At 59.3% G+C, this 13,936-nt stretch carries 12 protein-coding genes; 9 read left to right on the forward strand and 3 right to left on the reverse strand.

From position 1 onward, the window contains the following. Window positions 1–209 precede the first annotated feature (209 nt). Together V7D69_RS00305 and V7D69_RS00310 are read left to right on the forward strand one after the other, a co-directional pair. Entirely contained in the window at window positions 210–2,507 is a 2,298-nt protein-coding gene (locus V7D69_RS00305) for a TonB-dependent receptor (RefSeq protein WP_333604780.1), read from the forward strand. Between the two features lie 96 nt (window positions 2,508–2,603). Further along, window positions 2,604–3,833, forward strand: coding sequence for an MFS transporter (locus V7D69_RS00310; RefSeq protein WP_324061945.1), 1,230 nt, complete (start codon window positions 2,604–2,606; stop codon window positions 3,831–3,833). A 61-nt stretch (window positions 3,834–3,894) separates the two neighbouring features. Here the strand turns inward: V7D69_RS00310 and V7D69_RS00315 are convergent, their stop codons facing one another. Beyond that, a complete protein-coding gene (locus V7D69_RS00315; RefSeq protein ID WP_333604781.1) occupies window positions 3,895–4,779 on the reverse strand; it encodes an AraC family transcriptional regulator in 885 nt (294 codons plus the stop codon). 127 nt (window positions 4,780–4,906) lie between these two features. Between V7D69_RS00315 and V7D69_RS00320 the strand changes: the two genes are divergently transcribed. The 4 genes from V7D69_RS00320 to V7D69_RS00335 all read left to right on the forward strand — a co-directional run bounded on the left by V7D69_RS00320 (window position 4,907) and on the right by V7D69_RS00335 (window position 9,377). Continuing rightward, window positions 4,907–5,971, forward strand: coding sequence for an aromatic ring-hydroxylating dioxygenase subunit alpha (locus V7D69_RS00320; protein ID WP_324061941.1), 1,065 nt, complete (start codon window positions 4,907–4,909; stop codon window positions 5,969–5,971). Window positions 5,972–6,169: 198 nt separating this feature from the next. Beyond that, a complete protein-coding gene (locus tag V7D69_RS00325) occupies window positions 6,170–7,456 on the forward strand; it encodes an aspartate aminotransferase family protein (RefSeq protein ID WP_333604782.1) in 1,287 nt (428 codons plus the stop codon). Further along, window positions 7,453–8,481, forward strand: coding sequence for a phosphotransferase enzyme family protein (locus tag V7D69_RS00330; protein ID WP_333604783.1), 1,029 nt, complete (start codon window positions 7,453–7,455; stop codon window positions 8,479–8,481). Before V7D69_RS00325 ends, V7D69_RS00330 begins: the two co-directional genes overlap by 4 nt. 98 nt (window positions 8,482–8,579) lie before the next feature. Continuing rightward, window positions 8,580–9,377: an SDR family oxidoreductase gene (locus tag V7D69_RS00335; RefSeq protein WP_333604784.1), complete on the forward strand. Its 798-nt coding sequence runs from the start codon at window positions 8,580–8,582 to the stop codon at window positions 9,375–9,377. Window positions 9,378–9,457: 80 nt separating this feature from the next. On the opposite strand, the gene V7D69_RS00340 is transcribed toward V7D69_RS00335, so the two are convergent. Further along, a complete protein-coding gene (locus V7D69_RS00340; protein ID WP_324064580.1) occupies window positions 9,458–9,979 on the reverse strand; it encodes a DUF1993 domain-containing protein in 522 nt (173 codons plus the stop codon). Between the two features lie 71 nt (window positions 9,980–10,050). After that, complete coding sequence (locus V7D69_RS00345) at window positions 10,051–10,458, reverse strand: limonene-1,2-epoxide hydrolase family protein (RefSeq protein ID WP_333604785.1); 408 nt, start codon at window positions 10,456–10,458, stop codon at window positions 10,051–10,053. A 163-nt stretch (window positions 10,459–10,621) separates the two neighbouring features. On the opposite strand from V7D69_RS00345, the gene V7D69_RS00350 reads away from it, so the two are divergent. From V7D69_RS00350 to V7D69_RS00360, 3 genes are all read left to right on the forward strand, one after another. Next, a complete protein-coding gene (locus tag V7D69_RS00350; RefSeq protein WP_324064582.1) occupies window positions 10,622–11,218 on the forward strand; it encodes a TetR/AcrR family transcriptional regulator in 597 nt (198 codons plus the stop codon). 236 nt (window positions 11,219–11,454) lie between these two features. Beyond that, on the forward strand, window positions 11,455–13,014 hold the full coding sequence (locus tag V7D69_RS00355; RefSeq protein ID WP_324064583.1) for an acyl-CoA synthetase: 1,560 nt from the start codon (window positions 11,455–11,457) through the stop codon (window positions 13,012–13,014). A gap of 293 nt (window positions 13,015–13,307) precedes the next feature. Further along, a complete protein-coding gene (locus tag V7D69_RS00360; protein ID WP_333604786.1) occupies window positions 13,308–13,928 on the forward strand; it encodes an RraA family protein in 621 nt (206 codons plus the stop codon). The last annotated feature ends 8 nt before the right edge of the window (window positions 13,929–13,936 follow it).

Here is a 13,936-nt window from a genome sequence, read left to right on the forward strand (position 1 = left end):
AGTCGGTCGATTGCCGCAGTGCGGTGTTGCCCGGCGCGCGCGCAACATGGCCGCCGCCTGTCCCCTCGACAAGAAATAGATTGACCGTTCGAACGTTTAATTTATTCTTCGTCCCGCACGTAAGAATACAAGCACGATGAGGGATTCCCGGGGGCGCGCTCCCAGGATTGCGAAGCCGTTTGAGGCGCCGCATGCAAAGGGAGAAAAACATGTATCTATATCGGAAATGTCTATTGCTGGGCGCGTCCTCGCTATTAGGCATGGCCATTCAAGCTCCGGCTTATGCGCAAGATTCCGGACCTGCGGCGGGCGCGGCGAACAATGCCGACGCGTCGGGAGACATCATCGTCACAGCCCAGAAGCGCGCCGAGTCCATCAATGACGTCGGCATGTCGATCACTGCGGTTTCCGGAGACAACCTGCTGAAGCGCGGCGTGACGGATGCCAGCCAGCTCACTAAGGTGGTAGCGGGTTTCAACTATAACGAAACGGCGCGCGCTGATCCGATCTACACCATTCGCGGCGTCGGCTTCCAAGACAGCAGCATCGCCGCGAGCCCGACCGTAACGGTCTATGTTGACGAAATTCCGATCCCTTACTCGGGGGGCACTCTGGGGGCCTCGCTCGATCTGCAGCGCGTCGAAGTGCTCAAGGGGCCGCAGGGCACTTTGTTTGGCGGAAACTCGACGGGCGGCGCGATCAACTTCGTTGCGACCAAGCCCACGAACGATCTCTCAGCCGGGGTCAATTTAAGCTACGGACGTTTCAATTCGGTCGATCTTTCCGGCTTTGTGAGCGGCCCGCTGGCGCCGACACTGACGGCGCGCCTTTCGGGCAAGCTGGTGCGGAGCAATGACTGGCAGCGCAGCTATACCCGCAGCGACACCAATGGCGAGAAGAACCAGTTGCTCGGCCGATTGCTTCTGGACTGGAAACCGACCGACGCGCTGACGGTCTCGATCAACGCCAACGGCTGGCGGGATCATTCGGAAACCCAGGCGCCGCAACTGATCGGCAGGACTGCTGCGATCACCGGCATTCCATTTGATCCGGACTTCGCCGTATATCCACTTGCTCCCAACAATGCGCGGGCCGCGGGCTGGGATCCGGGGGTCTCCTTCAAGCAGCATAACAGCTATTGGCACACGTCCGGACGGATAGACTATAAGCCGAATGATACGCTGACGCTTACCTCGATCACTTCGTACCAGGAATATAGGCGGCGCGTGCCCGTGGATATCGACGGCACGGACGTGACCGTGTTCCGTTCGATCAGCAGCGGCAAAGTGGACACCTTCTTCCAGGAAGTTCGTTTGGCGGCAGATTTCGGCAAGGAAGGTCATGCTCTTATTGGCGCGAACTATCAGTCGGACAACATCACGGAGGACCAGTTCCTGAATTTCAGCCACTCGACCCAGGCTTTCCTGGGAGGCGAGGTGACTGCCAGCAACAAGCAAAAGGCCAAGAATAAGGCGATTTTCGCCAATCTCGAATATGAGATCCTGCCCTCGCTGAAGCTTCAGGGCGGCATTCGCTACACTGATTCAAAACGCTCTTACGTGGGTTGCACGCGGGATTCGGGCAGCGGCACAGCGGCGGCAGCCCTGAACGCGCTCATTCCAGGGTTGGGGGCGGTTTCCGGTGGATGCACATTGGTCGTCAATCCGACGGCTCCCTTCGCCGGCGAATTTGTGGATCACCTCAATCAGGACAATGTTTCCTGGCGCGTGGGCCTGAATTACAACGCCACCCAAGATGTTCTGCTCTATGCCAACGTGAGCAAGGGTTACAAGGCGGGCTCCTACCAGTCGCTTCCCGCTGCCAGTGCCGCATCGCTTCTACCGGTGACGCAGGAAAGTGTCCTGGCGTATGAAGCGGGCTTCAAGGCCGCGCTGTTCGATCATAAGCTGCAGCTGAACGGCGCAGCCTTCTATTATGATTACAAGAACAAGCAGATCCGCGGCATCATCAACATCCCGATATTCGGCAACGGGGAAGCGCTCATCAACGTTCCCAAGTCGCGGATCGCGGGTTTTGAGTTGAACGCTATTCTGCGTCCTGTAAGCGGGCTTACCATCTCGCCATCCATCACGCTTGTCGCGTCCAAGGTGCGCAGCAGCTTGATAAGCGGCACGCCCGACGGCACTGTCGGCCAGTTCAAGGGAGAGGCGTTCCCTTATACGCCCAAATGGTCCGGCAATACCGACGTCGAATATCGTTGGGCCCTCAATTCCGGGCTTGAAGCTTTCGTCGGATCGAACGTCACTTATACCAGCAGCACTAACGGTGGCTTCGGTGAACTGCCGTTGTATCGACTCAAGGGTTACGCCTTGCTCGATCTTCGCGCCGGGGTGGAGGGCGATGGCGGCAAATGGAGCGCCAGCGTCTGGGGTCGGAACGTGACCAACGAATATTACTGGACCACGGCGACCCGCGCGTCGGACGCGGCGACCCGGTTCGCCGGAATGCCGGTGACTTACGGCGTGGCGTTCAGCTACCGCTACTGAGCATAAGGACATCCGCCCGCCGGGCGGATGTCCTTCCCTGGCGGAGTTCGTGAGGCGGATATTCTGCGTCACGGCGAATTTGAAGAGGATCGGCCGATGATGCAGCCAGGGGATACAGTCACAGTCGAGACGGACCTCAGGGTCATGCCTATGGATCGCCGCTTTTCAGTGACGGCGGCAACCGTTCTGGGCATCGTCCCGGTTCTGGTTTTCATTATTCAGCCCGGCTACGTTCAGGGGCTGGTCGATCTGCTGGGTCTCACCGGCTCTCAGGCCGGCTATGTCGCTTCGGCGGAAATGACCGGCTATGCCGCTACCGTCATCGCGCTGAGCTTTCTCTCTCACCGGCTTCCCTGGTGGCCGATGTTGATCGGTTTCGTGCTGGTTGAGGCGCTCGGCAATGCGGCCTGCATCTTCGGCAAGGATCCTTGGTTTCTGGCCACGGCCCGCTTCGTGGCCGGGCTTGGCGCGGGCGGGCTATCCTCGCTGGCGTTCACGGCGATCGGCATGACTCGAAATCCGGACCGGGAGTTCGGTTTCTTCATCATGTGGATTCTCGGATATGGTGCTGTCGGCCTTTTTGGTCTGCCTTCGCTATTTGATGCGGTGGGGATGCGGGGATTCCACATGTTGGTCGTTGCCGTAACGCTCGCCAGCCTGGTTTTTGTTCCTTTCATGCCCAAGGCGGCCGGCAGCCATCTGGAGGAACATCACGATGTCCCCTCATTGCCGCGGTTGGGCAGATGGGCCGCCATTGTTTCCATCTTCCTGTTCTTCCTGGGCTGCGGGATTCTGTGGGCTTATATTTCCCTGATCGGCGATGTCAGGAATTTGGGAAAGCAGGCGGTCGCAAACGCGCTCAGCCTGTCGCAGATCACTGGCGTTGCCGGCGCGTTGATGGCGGGCATCGTGGGCGCCAGGTTTGGGCGGAAGTTGCCCTTGGGCGGCTCCATTCTCGTTTGCGCCGGATCGACGGCCGCGATCGGGATGGTCGATGCCCATGCCGCGCTTCTCTTCGCTTCGATGGTCTGCCTCTTCAATTTCGCCTGGAACGTGGCGCAACCGGTTTACCTCTCGGCCGCGGCCGCGCTTGATAATGAAGGCCGCCTCGTGCCGCAGATGGTCGCTTCGCAATCGTGCGGGCTTGCCGCGGGCCCGTTCGTAGGGGCGGTCCTGGGCGGGGAGCGCGACGTCATGCTTCTTATCGTTGTTGTTGCCGCGCTCTTTCTCTGCGCAGCCGTTTCCATCGCGCTGCTGTTCAGACTGGCGGGCTTGATGGCGATCCGTGGAGCTTCGGAAGGCGGAGCGCAAGCGGCGGTCCTATAGAAGGTCGCCAAGCGAACGCAGAATGCGGCGGCGCGCAAGCCGTAACGGGAAAACCGTTCCTTCAGCTGGCCGGACGGACCATCTCCTGCCGTTGCCGCTCGCGCCAATGCGCCGGCGAAAGCCCGGTTTGCGAACGAAACGTCCGCCCAAAATGCGCCGGATCATTAAATCCCAGCGAGAAGGCGACCTCGGCCACGGTCATGTTCGTGTAAAGCAAGAGCCGTTTGGCCTCCAACAACAGGCGACCACGCGCAACCTGCGATGCATGCATTCTCGCCCCTTCGCGACATGCGATATTGAGCAGATAAGGTGTGGTTCCAAGGGACGAGGCATAGCTTTTCACGCTCTGTCGTGTCCGAAAGTTCCGTTCCAGCGTGGCTAGAAAGCGTGCGAAAAGCGCGTCCGGCGCTGCCGGCTCCCGATCGACGGCCTGATCGATTTGAGCCAGTCTGGCCAATGCAACCATTATCAGACGCACGTGCGCGGCGATTGCATGGCTTTGCCCCCAGGCTGGAAAACCATATTCGCGTTCCACATCCTGAAAGCTCTCATACAGCCTGTCACGGAGATCCGAGGGCACGGCCCGCACGATCGACCGAAGCTGAATGGATCGGATCGGTGCGGACCCCATAGGTGCAAGTACGTCGGACAGGAAATCATGGGACATGCTGATGACGATGGCGTCGGCGTTCGCGTCGACATCGAAGCCATGCACAAAGCCTGACGGCATCCAGGTCAGCGTGCCGGCGGACAGAGTATGACATTCGCCATCCGCGTCAAAGCGTCCGGCGCCCGAAAGCCAATAGGATAATTGATGCAGATGAGGGTGGCTGTGGGGTTCCACCCTGCCTTCGTGAAAGCGTCCCCGGCTGCTCACGCGTTCGACATGGACGAACTTGGGATCAACCTCGCGCGCGTGTTCTCCGTAGATGTAATAAAAGGACATTTCGGCGTGCCGCATAGCGGATCGAAGATTTCATCATTTTGAGAAATTGGCCAGAGGTTTTGAGCATCTCACACCGCTGCTGACGCGTCGCACGCCTATGCTCCGCGCAAAATAAGGAGAGGACAAGATGTTCATTCGTAACGCCTGGTATGTGGGCGCCTGGTCGCACGAGCTTGCTTCTGAGGAGATGCTTTCGCGAAGGTTGCTCGGAGAAAACATCCTGTTCTTCCGCACGGCGACAGGAAGAATGTCTGCCTTGCGCGATCGATGCAGCCACAGGTTCGCACCGCTTTCGCTGGGACGCCGCGAAGGTGACTGCATTCGGTGCATGTATCATGGCCTGATGTTTGACGCGGATGGAAAATGCGTTGAGGAGCCAGGTCGAAGCGGCGTCAGTCCCAATACCGACGTGCGCAGCTATCCCACCGTGGAACGATACAAGCAGATCTGGATATGGATGGGCGATTCGACTCTCGCGGATCCCGGATTGATTCCCGACTGTCGTTTCCAGGATGATCCTGACTGGGCCAGCATTCCTGCTTACATTCACTACAATGCGGATTATCGCCTTATTCTTGATAATCTGCTTGATTTTTCACATCTCGCGTTCGTGCATGAGAAAACGCTCGGCGGGTCGACAACGATTGCCCAAACTCGCCCTCGGGTCGAACGCGTCGGTGATTCCGTTCGGTTCGCTCGCTGGTATATGAATGAACCGGAGATCGCGCCTTATCTGCGCGGTTTCAATACGTTCGACGGCCCCGTGGACCGTTGGCAGATTTATGAGATGCACATTCCCGGCAATGTGCTCACGATGGATTCTGGCAGCGCGCCTGCCGGCACGGGAGCGCGGAATGGCCATCGCGTACCCGAAGCCATGCAGTTTCGATCCGTGCAGGCGATTACGCCGGAAGACGATCAGAGCAGTCATTATTTCTGGACTTACGCTCATGGCTTCAATGCGAAGGATCAGGAGCTTACCCATAAGCTGACTGATCGCATCGCCGAAGGCTTCGAAGAAGACCGGCGGATGATCGAGGCGCAGCAAAGAGCTATCAACGATAGTGGGAATGACCAAATGGCCTTTATTCTTGCAGACAACGGTCTGGCACTGGGAAGGCGCATGATCGAGGGGCGGATCGCCAGTGAAATCAGGGCAGGGCAGACGACCAAGGGAATGAGCGTGGCTTGACAATCGCTCACGCTCCACCATAGATTGTAATTGACCGATCGGACGGTTATTTAACTGGGAGTGGCGCTGCAGTCGGGCCCGCGCGTTGCGGAGGAGTTGGATCGGCTGGATTGCGGGGGAAGGCATTCAGCGGGAACAGTTCTCGGTCCGGTTATGTGGATCAGCCTCTCACACGAGACCAGCGAAGGTATAAGGGCTATGATTTCGAATCTGCTGGAACGTCGCCGACGCGTGACGGGGCGCAATACGCTGCTGTTTTACGATGAGCCCTTGGAGATCGTGCGCGGAGAGGACGTTTGGCTGATCGATGCCGAAGGCCGACGCTACCTCGATGTCTATAATAACGTTCCACAGGTGGGGCATTGTCACCCCCACGTGGTCGATGCTTTATGTCGGCAGGCGCGTGAGATAAACATTCACACCCGTTATCTGCATGAGGAAATGGTCCGTTATGCCGAAAGGCTGACGGCCCTGTTTGATGATCCGCTGTCGACGGCGATCCTGACCTGCACGGGGACCGAGGCGAACGAGCTGGCGCTGCGCATCGCGCGGCACCTTTCCGGTCATACCGGCATCATCGTCAGCGACTTTTCCTATCATGGCAATTCATTGACCTTGGCGCAGGCCACGACGGGGTTGCCTGCGCCGGAGGCTTTGGCGCCGCACGTCAGGGCGGTTGCGATCCCGGACATGCATATGCATGAAGGCGAAGATCCCGAGGCGGTCGGCCAAGCTTATGCGCGGCATGTCGAAGAAGCCGTGCGGTCGCTGCAGACGGCCGGTTTCGGGGTTTCCGCCCTACTGTTCGACACGCTTTTTTCCACCGAGGGTCTCCCCGCAGTTCCCGGCAACTTCGTCGCGTTGGCAGCGGCTGCGGTTCGCGACGCCGGCGGCTTCTATATCGCTGACGAGGTGCAGCCGGGTTTCGGCCGCACTGGCGAGGGCATGTGGGGATACAGCCTGCACGGCACGATCCCCGATTTCGTGACCATGGGCAAACCTATGGGCAACGGCCATCCTCTGGCCGGTATGGTCACGAGCGAGGAGATCATCAACCGGTTTGCTGAGGATTCGCTCTATTTCAACACGTTCGGCGGCAACCCGGTGTCAGCCGCGGTTGGCAACGCCGTGCTTGACGTGATCGAGAACCAGGGACTGATCGAAAATGCCCGTGTTCAGGGCAAATATGTGCAGGAACGCTTGCGAGAATTGATGGTCAGGCACGAAAAAGTCGCGGCTGTCCGCGGGCGCGGTCTCTTTTTCGGGCTGGAGCTGGTTGAGGATCGCCAGTCCCGCAAGCCCGATGCGGCCTACACTAAACGCGTTGTCAACATGATGAAGGACGAGGGGGTGCTTATAAGCCGGGTCGGTCCGGGCGATAATGTCCTGAAAATGCGGCCGCCGATTACATTCCAGCAAGAACATGCTGACCTTCTGGTATCGACGCTTGACAAAGTATTGACCAAGGCGGGGGGGCAGGCATGAGCGCCGGGGATTTCTATGCTGTTTCAGTCGAAGAGCAGGCGGACCGGCTGGGACAGCTGGCCAGGGCCGCCCTGCCGCATTGGGGTGAAAACTGGGGCGAGCCCAGTCTTATCAAACACCGTGAGAATGCGGTTTTCGCGATCAGCGATGATGCGGGCCGTCGCGCGGTTCTGCGGATTCATCGTCACGCTTATCATAGCGACGCGGAACTGCTGTCGGAACTGCAATGGATGCAGGCGCTGCATGAGGCCGGCCTGGTCGTGCCCGCCGTGATTGCCGCGAGCAATGGCGCAAGCTTCGTTCATGTTTCCCATCCGCTTGTGCCCGAGCCTCGACAGATTGACGTTCTGGGCTGGGTTCCGGGGGCTCCGATAGGCGCCATCGAGGACATGCCGACGGACGACCCGGAAGGGTTGGCGCAGATTTATCACCATATCGGAGTGCTTGCGGCCAAAGTGCACGATCAGGCGCAGGCATGGCCATTGCCCGAAGGCTTCACCCGTCACGCCTGGGATAAGGACGGGCTGTTAGGGCCAGAGCCGTTCTGGGGCCGCTTTTGGGAACTGCCGGCGCTTTCATCCAGCCAGATCGCTTTGTTGCAGCGTGCGCGGGAGGCGGCGGCGGCGGATCTCGACCGCATCGGCACCGGGTCCGACATCTACAGCATAATCCACGCGGATTTCGTGCCGGAGAACGTGTTCGCCGATAACTCCAACCTGGCCCTGATCGATTTCGACGACGCAGGTTTTGGATGGCACATGTTCGAACTGGCGACTGCGTTGTTCTTCCTTCAAGACCATCCGCACTATCCGGCCATTCGCAGCGCCTTGTTCGCGGGATATGAGCAGCAGCGACCGGGCAAGGCCGATCCGTCCCTTTTGCCGCTGTTCCTGTTCCTGCGCAGCACCACGTATCTGGGGTGGGTCCATACTCGGCCGGAAGTAGAAACCGCGAAAGAGCTGACTCCCTTATTGATCGAAATGGCTTGCCGCCAGGCGGAAGAGTATCTCGGCGCGAAACGTTAGCAGAGGCGAGTGCAAGGGCCGGACGGCTCCAAGACGCAATAGACTATCGCAGTACCGGAGGTTCGCCTCTTCGAACTTCCATTTCATTGAGAGGAAGCATGATGGCTCAAACAGAGACCGCACCGTTTCGCCTGGATGGCCGGGTCGCCATCGTAACCGGCGCCGGCCGCGGCATCGGCCGCGCAATTGCCCAGGTTTTCGCCAAGGCCGGCGCCCAGGTGATTGTGGCTACACGCACGACCGCACCGGGCGAGGAGACGGTCCGCTTGATTAACGAGGCGGGCGGCAAGGCGAAGTTGGTCACCGTGGATCTTGCCAAGCGGGACGAAGCCATTTCGCTGGTGAACGAAGTCGCGAAGACCTTTGGCCGGATCGACGTGGTGGTTCACAACGCCGGCGTATTCCCGATCGTTTCCATCGAGGAAATTTCCGAGGAAGACCTTGAGGAGACGTTGAACGTCAACCTGAAGGCGGCGTTCTGGCTGGCCAAGGCTGCGGTCCCGCTGCTGCGCGCCGCGCCATCGCCGCGCCTGCTGTTCACTTCTTCAGTGACCGGACCGCGCGTGGCTATGGCCGGTCTCGTCCATTACGGCGCCTCGAAAGCGGGCCTCAACGGTTTCATTCGTGGCGCGGCCATGGAGTTTGCGCGTGACCGTATCACGGTGAACGGCGTGGAACCGGGTCTCATCCGGACAGACGCCATGGACGTATTGGCCGATGCCGAGCAGCAAGAGCAGATGGCAGCGGCGATCCCGCTGAAGCGGCTCGGCACGCCCGAAGAGATCGCCTACGCCATGCTTTACTTGGCGTCGGACCAGGCGGCCTTTGTTACCGGTCAGACGATCGTCGTGGATGGCGGTTCTCTCGTTATCGAGAACGCCGCCGCTGACGAGTAAGGGCAAGTTCGGTCTGGCCGGCGTATCCGAAGTTACGCCGGCCAGACCATTTGCTGTCCCTCGATCGGGTGGCGCCGTTATCAACCCTTGATGCGCATCTGGCCCAGAAAGTCGATCTTGCCCACCGGCACGCCCTTCAGACGAAGGATATCGTAAGCGGTGGCCGCGTGGAAATAGAAGTTGGGCAATGAAAAGGAGAGCAGGAAGTTTTCCGTGGTGAACGGAATGGCGATGTCGCCATAACGGAACACCACTTCCCCGCCCTCGTGCCCGTTGATTTCCGCAGCGCTTATTCCCCGAAGCGTCTCTCTGGCGTCCAGCAACATTTTCTGCAGTCCTTCGTAACCGACGGCTGGAACTTGGGGCTGCGGTATGTAGGTGCCGTTCTTGACGGCATTGAGCGCGCCGACCGAATGATGGGTAACGGCCTGTACCTGGAAATCGAATGAGTTCATGTCGGGGAAAAGCCGGGCATTGCTGATATCATCCGGGTTGATGCCGTTCTCCCGGCAATATCCCAAGCCCTTGTCCAGGCAGCCGATGATGCCTTCATAGATCTGCAAGTAGGAATTTACGCTAAGGTCATGGAGCGAGACTGTCATGGTAATATCTCCACTGGCGGCCGGAACCGCGTTTTGAATTGGAAGCGGTGAAGCGTTCGGGCTGCTCGATGTCAGTCCAGTTTTGAGAGATCGATCTTGGCTTCGACGAACTGGGCCACGACCGGCCCGTTGTCCGCATAGTCACGCCATTCGCTGATCTGACCGTTGCGAACCACGAAAATGCCCATAAGCGGAATGTCGACGACGCCGGTGGCAAAGTGCAGGCGGTCAAGCCGCTCGGTCAGGACCTGATCGCCCGAAGCCGATACGGCGATGCTCAAGAGTTTGAACTCGATTTTCGATGCCTTTTTCAGCAACGGCACGAGAAACTGGGCCGCCTCATCCCTGCCGTGCATCACCGGCGCGGGTACGTTCTGATAAACGACGTCGGGCGCCAAATAGCCCAGGATCGCGTCGATATCGCTTCGATCCCACGCCTCGCAGAAGCCGATCACTACGTCTTGTGCATTTCCACTCATAAGCTCTCCCTGCCAGTTATCGGCGCGCCGCTTGACCGCGCACCGGAGATGACGACTCATTGCATTGCAATTTTGTCAGAATGACTACATTAATCTTCTGCAGAGATGGAAGGCTAGTCAAATATTTTTAATGCCGGCCACGTGATTGAGGCGACCCGACAGAATGCCCAGGGGAAGACCACGCAATTTCGACCGTGACATCGCGCTGGAGCGGGCGATGGAAGTGTTCTGGGAAAAAGGATACGAAAGCGCCCAGCTGATCGACCTCACGACGGCGATGGGGATCAATCCGCCCAGTTTCTATGCTGCTTTCGGCTGCAAGGAAACCGCCTTTCGAGAGGCGCTGGCGCTATATCAGCGCAAGTTGGGTGCCGCTTGGAGCGGCGCTCTCAAGAGTGGTATCGATACGCGCCAAAGCATCCAGTCGTTGCTTGACTATAGCATTGAGCTTGCCCTGTCCGCACCCGGTCCGGGCGGCTGCATGATGGTGATGAGCATGATAAATGCTACGCCAAGCAGTCAGGCGCTGACCGATTTGCTGCGGCAGCGGCGGCGGGAGGCGTGCCACCAGTTTCGAGAACGCCTGCACCGGGGCGTGCGCGAGGGCGACTTACCATCTTCGACTGACGTCGAACGGCTTGCCACCTTCTACTGGGCAGTGCTGCAGGCGATTTCGTTGCAGGCGCGGGACGGGGCAAGTCGAAAGGAGCTGGATGATATCGCTGTTTCGGCCATGATGGCCATGCCTGACGCGGCCTGAGCGCTTCAAGAGGCCAGATGCATCGGCTTGCTGGCTTATTTTGTCCATCTTGACAAAAACGGCAGTTTTACCAACAATCGACCATCGCGGATATGGTATTAGGGGCGTCGGGTCTCGGACTAGCTATATCCGGATCGGATTTCTGCAAAGGACGATTTTCCGTCCAGCGCGGGCAGTTGAGGGCTGTATGCGACCGCAGGTCCAGACGAAAAACAATAAGGAGAGGGCTTTGGGCCATGTTAACTTCTGAACCGCGTCGCCAGTCGCTTTCCCTCCTGCTCCGTCGCTCCGCCGCTCGTCATGGAGAAAAGACTGCGCTGATTTGCGGTGATGTGGAATGGAGCTATTCCGAATTTGACGGGATCGTCGATCGCCTGGCCGCCGGCCTTGTCCAAACGGGTTTGGGAAAGGGTGATCGCATCGCAGTCCTGGCGCGTAACAGCCACGCTTTTCTAGCTGTCCGCTTCGCAGCGGCGCGCGCGGGGGCCGTCTTGGTCCCGGTGAATTTTATGCTGAAGGCGGAGGAAGCGCGCTATATTCTCGAGCACTCCGGTGCACGAGTTCTTTTCGTCGATCCAACGACCGCTGAAACGGGATTGCAGGCCGCGTCGGATGTGATTGAGGCGATTTACGGGATCCCCGGCGAAAAGGCGCCAGCACCCCAAGATGCTGCGATCGTCGATTGGAGAGCGTTGCTAGTCGATGCGCCACCGCCTGGGGAAATCGCGGACGAGGCCGATCTTGCACAGATTATCTATACCAGCGGCACCGAATCCCGCCCCAAAGGTGCGATGCTGACTCATGGCGCCGTCCTGTGGGAGTATCAAAGCTGCGTCATTGACTGCGAGTGGACGCGTGACACGGTTGCCCTGCATAGCTTGCCGCTGTTCCATTGCGCGCAGCTCGATGCGATGGTGGGGCCGGCACTGCAAGTGGGCGCAACCAACATTGTCACTGCAGAACCGACCGCTGAAAACATCATCCCGCTGCTGGCGGGCCATCGCGTCACCTCTTTTTTTGGGCCGCCTACAATCTGGATATCGTTGCTGCGCTCGCCGCTGTTCGACCAGCACGATCTGTCGCACCTCGAAAAGGGCTATTATGGCGCTTCGATCATGCCGGTTGAAGTGCTGATGGAGATGCAGCGGCGCTTGCCGCGGCTGCGCCTCTGGAATCTCTACGGGCAGACAGAGATCGCGCCGGTTGCCACGATCCTTTTTCCTGAGGAGCATGCGGAGCGGGTGGGATCGGCAGGGCGGCCCACCCTGCATGTCGAAACTCGCGTTGTGGACGATGCAATGCAGGACGTAGGCGTGGGTGAAATCGGCGAAATCGTTCACCGCTCTCCCCAGCTGCTGACTGGCTATTGGAAAGATGAGGAGCGCACGGCGGAAGCGTTCGCTGGCGGTTGGTTCCATAGCGGCGATCTCGCCGTAAGGGATGCCCAGGGTTATATCACCGTCGTTGACCGCAAGAAGGACATGATAAAGTCCGGCGGAGAGAACGTCTCCTCGCGCGAGGTCGAAGAGGCAATATATCAGCACCCCTTCGTGTCCGAGGTGGCGGTGATCGGACTGCCCCATCCCAAATGGATAGAGGCTGTGGCGGCGTTTATCGTAAAGCGCGAAGGGGCGGATTGCACGGAAGAGGCGATTGCGCTGCATTGTTCACAGCGCCTTGCCGGCTTCAAGGCGCCGAAGCGGATCATATTCGTGGACGCGCTTCCCAAGAACGCCAGCGGCAAAATCCTCAAGCGCGAATTGCGCCTTCTCGCCGAGGATAGCGCTGCTTCCTGAACGCAGTTGATGCGCTTGGCGGGGCGAGGCGCCTCTAAGCTGAGGCGTTTGATCCCGCTGTAGGCCAGCCTTTTCGCAGGGCATTCGGCGCTTTCCTAAGCCTGGCCTATTGTCGTCGTCCAAATGCGCGGGCGGCGCTCCCCCCGTGCGGGGGACCTTCCTCCGTGAGCAGCCCACTCAACCAAAAATCCCCCGATAGGCGCTCAAAATTATTTTCCATTTGGAAAATAAATCTGTAAAGTATACTCCATTGAGACAGATTGTCGGGATGTCACGAAGGGGAGGTTCGGCTGGTGGCCATTGGCGAGACGCTGGATTGTACACTTGCAAGCGCACCGTCGACCGCAACCTTGCATGAGGCTGCAGGACGCCGAGGGGCGCTGCCCTCTCATCTCAAGCCCATCGACCCTGCCATGCGCCTGCTGGGGCCGGCGCTGCCGGTGCGGTGCCCGGCGGGGGATAATCTCTGGATTCACCGCGCCCTAGCTGAAGCGAAGACCGGCGACGTGCTGGTTATCGATTGCGGTCCGGGCGACGAGTTTGGTTATTGGGGAGAGATCATGGCCACCGCGGCGATCGCTCGCGGGATTGCGGGTCTCGTCATCACCGGGGGGGTGCGTGACAGTTTGGCGCTGATTGCTCTGGGTCTGCCGACTTTCGCCGGGCGCGTTTGCATCCAGGGCACCGGCAAAGACCCCGCCAGTGATGGCGCGGTGGGGGAAACGATCCGCGTCGGCGGCGTGGCCGTTCGTACAGGTGATTTGGTCGTCGGTGATGCTGACGGTGTTCTGATCCTGCCGGCCGAGGAGGGCGATCGCGTTCTTGCCGCCGGGCGCGAGCGGGATCGCAAGGAAGAATCCATCCTCGAAAAGGTCCGCGCCGGTGCGCTGACCCTTGATGTCTACAACCTGTAACAGCTGGA

The organism is Novosphingobium sp. (genome assembly GCF_036733805.1).
Taxonomy (GTDB): Bacteria; Pseudomonadota; Alphaproteobacteria; order Sphingomonadales; family Sphingomonadaceae; genus Novosphingobium.

Coding starts and splice junctions, on each gene's coding strand:
- V7D69_RS00320 (WP_324061941.1), top strand. CDS start 4,907: ATGTTCATTCGTAACGCCTGGTATGTGGGCGCCTGGTCGCACGAGCTT.
- V7D69_RS00340 (WP_324064580.1), bottom strand. CDS start 9,979: ATGACAGTCTCGCTCCATGACCTTAGCGTAAATTCCTACTTGCAGATC.
- V7D69_RS00350 (WP_324064582.1), top strand. CDS start 10,622: ATGCCCAGGGGAAGACCACGCAATTTCGACCGTGACATCGCGCTGGAG.
- V7D69_RS00355 (WP_324064583.1), top strand. CDS start 11,455: ATGTTAACTTCTGAACCGCGTCGCCAGTCGCTTTCCCTCCTGCTCCGT.
- V7D69_RS00310 (WP_324061945.1), top strand. CDS start 2,604: ATGATGCAGCCAGGGGATACAGTCACAGTCGAGACGGACCTCAGGGTC.
- V7D69_RS00335 (WP_333604784.1), top strand. CDS start 8,580: ATGATGGCTCAAACAGAGACCGCACCGTTTCGCCTGGATGGCCGGGTC.
- V7D69_RS00315 (WP_333604781.1), bottom strand. CDS start 4,779: ATGTCCTTTTATTACATCTACGGAGAACACGCGCGCGAGGTTGATCCC.
- V7D69_RS00325 (WP_333604782.1), top strand. CDS start 6,170: ATGATTTCGAATCTGCTGGAACGTCGCCGACGCGTGACGGGGCGCAAT.
- V7D69_RS00305 (WP_333604780.1), top strand. CDS start 210: ATGTATCTATATCGGAAATGTCTATTGCTGGGCGCGTCCTCGCTATTA.
- V7D69_RS00330 (WP_333604783.1), top strand. CDS start 7,453: ATGAGCGCCGGGGATTTCTATGCTGTTTCAGTCGAAGAGCAGGCGGAC.
- V7D69_RS00345 (WP_333604785.1), bottom strand. CDS start 10,458: ATGAGTGGAAATGCACAAGACGTAGTGATCGGCTTCTGCGAGGCGTGG.